Annotated in this window: 8 protein-coding genes; 1 reads left to right on the top strand and 7 read right to left on the bottom strand. The window is 64.2% G+C overall.

The features are described 5' to 3' along the window. Window positions 1-140: 140 nt before the first annotated feature. The 4 genes from NKJ91_RS03280 to NKJ91_RS03265 all read right to left on the bottom strand — a co-directional run bounded on the left by NKJ91_RS03280 (window position 141) and on the right by NKJ91_RS03265 (window position 2850). A complete protein-coding gene (locus tag NKJ91_RS03280) occupies window positions 141-593 on the bottom strand; it encodes a hypothetical protein (protein WP_352454418.1) in 453 nt (150 codons plus the stop codon). 124 nt (window positions 594-717) lie between these two features. Next, window positions 718-1566, bottom strand: a complete 849-nt coding sequence (locus tag NKJ91_RS03275) for a 23S rRNA (adenine(2030)-N(6))-methyltransferase RlmJ (protein ID WP_352454417.1) — start codon at window positions 1564-1566, stop codon at window positions 718-720. Next, window positions 1563-2174 carry a hypothetical protein gene (locus tag NKJ91_RS03270; protein ID WP_023677686.1) on the bottom strand — a complete coding sequence of 204 codons (612 nt, stop codon included), beginning with the start codon at window positions 2172-2174 and terminating at the stop codon, window positions 1563-1565. Before NKJ91_RS03270 ends, NKJ91_RS03275 begins: the two co-directional genes overlap by 4 nt. A gap of 4 nt (window positions 2175-2178) precedes the next feature. Further along, a complete protein-coding gene (locus NKJ91_RS03265; protein ID WP_352454416.1) occupies window positions 2179-2850 on the bottom strand; it encodes a TetR/AcrR family transcriptional regulator in 672 nt (223 codons plus the stop codon). Between the two features lie 85 nt (window positions 2851-2935). Between NKJ91_RS03265 and NKJ91_RS03260 the strand changes: the two genes are divergently transcribed. Continuing rightward, on the top strand, window positions 2936-3403 hold the full coding sequence (locus NKJ91_RS03260; RefSeq protein WP_352454415.1) for a carboxymuconolactone decarboxylase family protein: 468 nt from the start codon (window positions 2936-2938) through the stop codon (window positions 3401-3403). Between the two features lie 27 nt (window positions 3404-3430). Here NKJ91_RS03260 and NKJ91_RS03255 read toward each other — a convergent pair whose 3' ends face one another. The 3 genes from NKJ91_RS03255 to NKJ91_RS03245 all read right to left on the bottom strand — a co-directional run bounded on the left by NKJ91_RS03255 (window position 3431) and on the right by NKJ91_RS03245 (window position 6433). After that, window positions 3431-4330, bottom strand: coding sequence for an aminoglycoside phosphotransferase family protein (locus tag NKJ91_RS03255; protein WP_352454414.1), 900 nt, complete (start codon window positions 4328-4330; stop codon window positions 3431-3433). Between the two features lie 118 nt (window positions 4331-4448). Further along, entirely contained in the window at window positions 4449-4898 is a 450-nt protein-coding gene (locus tag NKJ91_RS03250) for a DNA polymerase III subunit chi (RefSeq protein WP_352454413.1), read from the bottom strand. Between the two features lie 38 nt (window positions 4899-4936). Continuing rightward, entirely contained in the window at window positions 4937-6433 is a 1497-nt protein-coding gene (locus NKJ91_RS03245) for a leucyl aminopeptidase (protein ID WP_352454412.1), read from the bottom strand. Window positions 6434-6455 lie beyond the last annotated feature (22 nt).

The raw sequence follows: 6455 nt of genomic DNA, 5'->3' as shown, positions 1-6455 counted from the left end.
GATCACCGCCGGCGCCTGACGAGGTTCGCGGAAAAGCGCCCAACAGCGGCCACATCGCCGCTTCAGGCCGCCAAAACCTCATCGCCGTGCATCAAGGCGGCTAAGTGACGCAACAATCCGTCGGGATCGGAAGGCGCTGGTCAGCGCAGGACGCGGCAGCGGCCGTTGTAGACCATCCAGCGGTCGAAGCCCGAGACGCAGAATTCGACATTGTCGCCGATCGAGGCAAAACCCTGGCCTTCCTCGATCAGGTACCAGATGGTGCGGGCGCCGCCGTCGGAGAGGCTGACGGTGGCGCCGCAATAACGGCGGCCGATCGGCCAGGTGTCGTCGGCCGGCAGATAGCGATGCTGATGGATGCGCTGGAAGTCGACGATCTGCACATCCGGCAGATGCGGCACGTGATGCACCTGATAGGAGAAGCGGTCGGTGATCTTGTTCAGCACCCAGGCCTCGCCGCAGACGCCGCTATCCTCGTCGGTATAGATTGCAAGGTCGGCCGCCTGGACTGCCTGGGTGACGCCAAGAGGCGCGGCCAGCGGCGTGCAAAGGGCGAGCAGTGCGGCAAGGGCGGATTGGGCGAAGCGAGTCATGGCAGCCTCTCAAGGTCGACTGCGCGCACTGTGCGGATTCGCTGACGCGCGGTCAAGCGGTTGTAGCGACCGTGGTTGTGGTGACGATGGTTGCGCTGACGGAACGGCAGGGCCGCGCCTCAAACTACTCTCCCGCCAGCCAGTCCAGCGTCCAATGCGACGGCTGCTCAAGTGCAAGCAGCCGGTGCAGCGCCGGCAGCAGCGTCCGTAACTCGCCTTCCAGCGTGAAGGGCGGATTGACCACCACCATGCCGCAGCCGTCGAGGCTCGGCTCGACGGCGTCCGGCCTGATCTCAAAACCGATGTCGAGCAGCTTCGAAATGCCCGTCTGCTTCAGCGCCTTGCGGAAGGCGGCGACCGCCCTGCGGTCCTTGAGCGGATACCACAGCGCGTAAATGCCGCCGGGCCAGCGCCGATGGGCTCTTTGCAGCCCGTCGACGAGGCGGTCGAACTCGCCCTCTTCCTCAAAAGGCGGATCGATGAGCACGAGGCCGCGCTTTTCCTTTGGCGGCAGATGCGCGCCGAGCGCCAGCCAGCCGTCGAGTTCGATCACCCGGGTCTGGAAGTCGCCGTCGAACAGCGCCTTCAGCCTGGCGGCATCCTTAGGATGCAGTTCGACCGCCGACAGCCGGTCCTGCTTGCGCATCAGGTGCCGGGCGATCAGCGGCGAACCTGGGTATTTTTTCACGCCGCCGTCTGGATTGAGCGAGCGGACGGCTTCAAGATACGGCGCCAGCAGTGCCGCCGCCGGCGCATCGAGGGCCGCATCGACCAGCCGGCCGATGCCGCCTTGCCATTCGCCGGTCTTTTGCGCTTCGGTCGAGGACAGATCGTAGCGGCCGATCCCGGCATGGGTGTCGATGACCCGAAACGCCTTGTCCTTCTGCTTCAGATATTCGATCAGCCGGCTGAGCACGACATGCTTGACGACGTCGGCGAAGTTCCCGGCGTGGTAGGCGTGGCGATAGTTCAATTGGAGCCCCTGCCCCAGCGCGGTGGTGGCGGCTGCGAGTTTGGATTTTCCGGCCGGCGGCCGCCGAAACGGAATGCCAGCACCAGCCCGACCAGGCCGGCCGCCATCAGGGAAAAACCGACCGGGCGCGCCCGGCGGTCGACCTCGCCGGCACCCGAGCGCAGGACGAGATCGACGGCCCGCATCGGAATGCCTTCGGCGTCGCCCGGACCGACGGTGAAGATGTAGGAACCAGGGGTAACGGTCGGGATCAGGCCGGCCTCGTCGCGAAAGATCCTGTCCGGCAGTTGCGGGCTGACCTGGCGCGGATTGTCGGAGTGATTGAACTGCAGCGTCGAGGCGAGCACCGTCCTGCCGCCGGTGGCGGCAGTGAGGGTCAACACAGTGCGCTGCTGCGAGACGATGCGCTCGGCTCTCGCCGTAAGGTCGACCAGCACGCGTAGCGGCCCGTCGCGTGCGCTCAGGGGCACGGTCACCGGCTTGAACCGGCCCTGGTCGTAAACCCGCCAGGTGCCGATCTCACGGCCGGAGAAATTGGTCATCGCCCAAGGATAGACGACGCCGATGCCGGTACCGATGAGCAGGATCAGGGCGAACAGAGAGCGCATGAGGTCAAGACCCGGTATTCGGCGCGCTGGTGCCGTCGCGGGCGCGCTCCATTTCGTCCAGGAGCATCTCAAGGCCGAGATCAAACGTCCGGTCGAATTCGGCGGTGCCGAAATAACGCCCGGCCGCAGCTACTTTTGGAAAATCCTGCGCCAGTTGCTCATCGCTGACGATGGTCACGGCGGAAGGCCCCTTTGCATAGCCGGCAGTCTCGTCGAGGATGGCACCCATCAGATAATAGCCGGTGGTGCGGAACAGCCGCGCACCCAGTTGCGGTCCGAAGCCGCCGGCCTCGAACAGGCCGAGGATGCCGTTCAGCCAAGTGAGACAGGTCGGCGAATTCATCCGGTAGGTTACAAGGAACGTGGCAAAGGCCGGGTGCTCACGCGCGACGCGGCGGAAATCCTGCACGGCAATGCGTAACCTTTGTCGCCAAGGGAGGTCCGCGTCGGGCATTTCGAGGGAGCCGATCAGCCGATCCACCAAGGCTTCGAAGAGATGCGCCACCGAAGGAAAGTGGTGATAGATGCTCATGGCTTCGCAGCCGAGTTCTGCCGCCAGCTTGCGCATCGAAAACCCGGCGAGGCCCTCGCTCTCGATAACCTTCAAAGCCGCATCCTCGATCATCTCGCGAGACAGCCGGCCGCGCAGTCGCTTTTTTTTGATCGATGTGTTCATGGTGTCGCTTGACAACTTACACTGTAAGGTTCATTTTCGACGTTACCTTACACCGTAAGGCCAACAAACGCCAGAGGAGAATGTCATGTCTGCCTATCGTACTCTTTCATCAACGCATTCTTCCATCCGCCGCGCCTGCCTGCTCGCCGCCACCTGTGTGCTGACCCTGGCTGCAGCTCCTTCTTATGCCGATGAGTATGACGCGACCGTCAAGGACATCCAGTCGACCATGGGCGGGGTGCCCGGTTTCGTAAAGCAGTTCCCGAAAGCCGGTCTGCCCGGTGCATGGGCCGAGGTCAAGGCCATCCAGCTCAGCGACAAGACGGCGCTGCCGCCGAAGGTCAAGTCGCTGATCTCGCTCGCGGTGGCGGCGCAAATCCCGTGCAACTACTGTATCTGGTCGGACACGCAGGACGCCAAGCGCGCCGGCGCCACCGACGAGGAGATCCAGGAGGCGGTCGCCGTTTCAGCGCTGACCCGCCATTGGAGCACCATCTTCAACGGCATGCAGGTCGATTTCGATACGTTCAGGAAGGAGATGGGCGGGCAATAGGGCTTTGGTTATTAGAGCGGGACGCCTTCAGACTGAATTAGCCTTCCCGCTCCGACTGTTTGTGTGATCCGCCAGCACCTCATCGATGACCCGCCACGATTTTTCCGCCTCGCGCTGGTTGCCGTCATGTCCCGAAGCGACGATCAGCGCCTTCCACAACGCCCAGCCCCGTGCGCGCGCCCAGCTGTGCTCGTCAAGGGCAATGGCGTCGCGAAACGCCTGACGGCTCTCGCCGTAAAATTCCGTCCACGCGATCACCAGATCACAGGCAGGATCGCCGATAGCCGAACTACCGAAATCGACGACCGCGTAGAGCTTGCCATCTTCGACGAGCAGATTGCCCGAGGCGACGTCGCCATGGACCCAGACCGGCGGCCCTTGCGATCGCGAGGCAAGGGCCGTCGCCCACACGGCCTCGGCGGCGGCCTTGTCGATGCGGCCGCAGAGCGCCGAGAGCGCGGCTCGAGTCTCGGCGTCGTAGACCGAAAGCCGGCCACCGCGGTGGAAATTATGCTGCCCTGCCGGTGGCCCATCGGCAGCGTCGATCCGGTAGAGCGCAACCAGAAAGCCGGCCAGCGAACGGGCGAACTCAGTAAGATCGGCAATCAGTCCACCAGCCGCCGGTCTGCCGCCAAGCCAGCGATAGACGGACCAAGGCCATGGATAGCCTTCCCCGGGCGCGCCTTTGGCCAGCGGCACGGGTATCGGCAGAGGCAGGTGAGGCGCCAGGCGGGGCAGCCAGCGATGCTCCTTCTCGACCTGGGCGACATAGGCGGCAGCGCTCGGCAGCCGCACCGACATGCTGTCGCCCAGCCGGAACGTGCGGTTGTCCCAGCCGCCAGGCTCGACCGTCTCTACCGGCAGGTCCGCCCATTTGGGGAACTGCGCGGCAATCAGCCGGCGAACAAGTGTGGCATCTATCGGCATGCCTGGCGTTCGTTCATCGGGCGGCATCGGGCTTGCTCCGGTCTTCTGAATAGCCGGCGGTCCATCTTTTTGTCATCGCACTCTTGCGGCGCCAGTGATTCCCTTGCCGGCAAATTCTCTAAGCCTTGCGTTCCCAGCGCCGATCAGGCGTTTGCTGCCAGTAGGTCACGGTGTGGCCGGCCTCCTTCATTGTCTTCCAATGCGTGCGTGCCGCCTCTAGCTGGGCTGCATCGTGGCCGTCGAACAGGAACACGGCGCGCTGGTAGCCGCCAAGCTCCGGCGGCACCGCCCCATCGACCAGGAAGCGTATCTGCGCCTGGTTCGGATTGTCGGGGCCGACGGTCAGAACCACCGGCTGCTCGGCGGGATGGGCTTCGCGATCCGTCGCGTGGGCCAGAAACGAATCGTCCCGGAAAGTCCACAGATGCTGGTCCAGCGCGTCGCGCCGTTCCTCGGTGCCGGTCTGCACCACGGCACGCCAGCCGCGATCGATACTGCGCTCCAGGAGGACGGGCAACGCATCCTCCAGCGTCGATTCGGTCAGGTGATAAAACAGAATCTCGGCCATGCGTTCAGTCTACATTGTCGGAGTCCCGCCCCAGCCGCTCATTGCTCGTAATGATCGCGCACCAGCCGGTCGAGCAGCCTGACGCCGAAGCCGGAAGCCCATGACTGGTTGATCTCGTTGGAAGGCGCGCCCATCGCGGTGCCGGCGATGTCGAGATGCGCCCAGGGCGTGTCCTTGACGAAGCGCTGCAGGAACTGCGCGGCGATGATGGCGCCGCCATGGCGGCCGCCGATGTTCTTCATGTCAGCATTCTTGGAATCGATCAGCTTGTCGTATTCGGCACCGAGCGGCATGCGCCACACCCGCTCCTGCGTCGCCTGTCCGGCCGCCGTCAACCGGTCCGCCAACTCGTCATTGTTGGAGAACAGGCCGGCATAATGCTGGCCGAGCGCGACCATGATGGCGCCGGTCAGCGTCGCCAGATTGATCATGAATTTCGGCTGGAAGCGGTCGTTGCAGTACCAGAGCGCATCGGCCAGCACCAGGCGGCCCTCGGCGTCGGTATTGAGCACTTCGATAGTCTGGCCCGACATCGAGGTGACAATGTCGCCCGGTCGCTGAGCGTGGCCGTCGACGGCATTTTCAACCAGCCCGACAATGCCGACGACATTGACCTTCGCCTTGCGCGCGGCCAGCGCGTGCATCAGCCCGGTGACGGCAGCAGCGCCGCCCATGTCGCCCTTCATGTCCTCCATGCCCGACGCCGGCTTGATCGAATTGCCGCCGGTGTCGAAGGTGACGCCCTTGCCGACGAAGGCGACCGGGCTTTCCTTGGCCTTGCCGCCGTCCCACCGCATGACCGCGATGCGGGCGCCACGCGGCGAACCCTGCGCTACGCCCAGCAGCGAACCCATGCCGAGCTTCTTCATCTCCTTCTCGGCCAGGATCTCGACGGTGACGCCGAGCGCCTCCAGTTCGGCGATGCGGGCGGCGAATTCCACCGGTCCCAAAACATTGGCCGGTTCATTGACCAAATCGCGCGCCAGCAAGACGCCGTCGATCACCGCCGCTTCATCGGCGAAGGCCTTCTTTGCAGCTGCCGGATCGGCGGTGTGAATAGTCACCTTGACCGGCTTTTTTGGCTCGCGCTTGTCGTCGCCATTGTTCTTTTTGGTCTTGTACTTGTCGAAGGAATAGCTGCGCAGCAGGATGCCCGCTGCAAGCTGAACGGCTTGCCTGCCGCTGACGGCCGTACCGGGAAGATCGAGCACGACGGCCACTTCGGTTGCCTTGCGAAAGGACGCGGCAATCGTGCCGCCGAGCTTCAGCCAGGCGTAATCATCGAGATTGGAGCCCTTGCCGGCACCGACCGCCACCAGCCGCTCGAGCGATGTCCCTTCCGGTGCCAGCACTTCGACCAGGCTGGCGAATTTGCCGGTGAAGTCGGCGACCGGAAAAGCCCGCTCGAGGGTCTTTGCCGGATCGCAAGCCCTGGCGGCATCGCTGAGGCCGCCCTCGTCGGCCACCAGAACGAAAACGCTGCCTTTTTTGGGCGCGGCGAATTTGGCAAAGGCGATCGAGGGTCTCGAATTCATCATGTCCTGCTTTCGGGGAAGT

The sequence above is a fragment of the Mesorhizobium sp. M0040 genome (assembly GCF_040323505.1).
Classification (GTDB): Bacteria; Pseudomonadota; Alphaproteobacteria; order Rhizobiales; family Rhizobiaceae; genus Mesorhizobium.
This window is presented reverse-complemented; position numbering and strand designations above follow the sequence as displayed.

Bases quoted from the DNA above. Each gene is read 5' to 3' on its own strand.
- NKJ91_RS03250 (WP_352454413.1), bottom strand. From the start codon at position 4,898: ATGGCCGAGATTCTGTTTTATCACCTGACCGAATCGACGCTGGAGGAT.
- NKJ91_RS03265 (WP_352454416.1), bottom strand. From the start codon at position 2,850: ATGAACACATCGATCAAAAAAAAGCGACTGCGCGGCCGGCTGTCTCGC.
- NKJ91_RS03255 (WP_352454414.1), bottom strand. From the start codon at position 4,330: ATGCCGATAGATGCCACACTTGTTCGCCGGCTGATTGCCGCGCAGTTC.
- NKJ91_RS03280 (WP_352454418.1), bottom strand. From the start codon at position 593: ATGACTCGCTTCGCCCAATCCGCCCTTGCCGCACTGCTCGCCCTTTGC.
- NKJ91_RS03260 (WP_352454415.1), top strand. From the start codon at position 2,936: ATGTCTGCCTATCGTACTCTTTCATCAACGCATTCTTCCATCCGCCGC.
- NKJ91_RS03245 (WP_352454412.1), bottom strand. From the start codon at position 6,433: ATGAATTCGAGACCCTCGATCGCCTTTGCCAAATTCGCCGCGCCCAAA.
- NKJ91_RS03270 (WP_023677686.1), bottom strand. From the start codon at position 2,174: ATGCGCTCTCTGTTCGCCCTGATCCTGCTCATCGGTACCGGCATCGGC.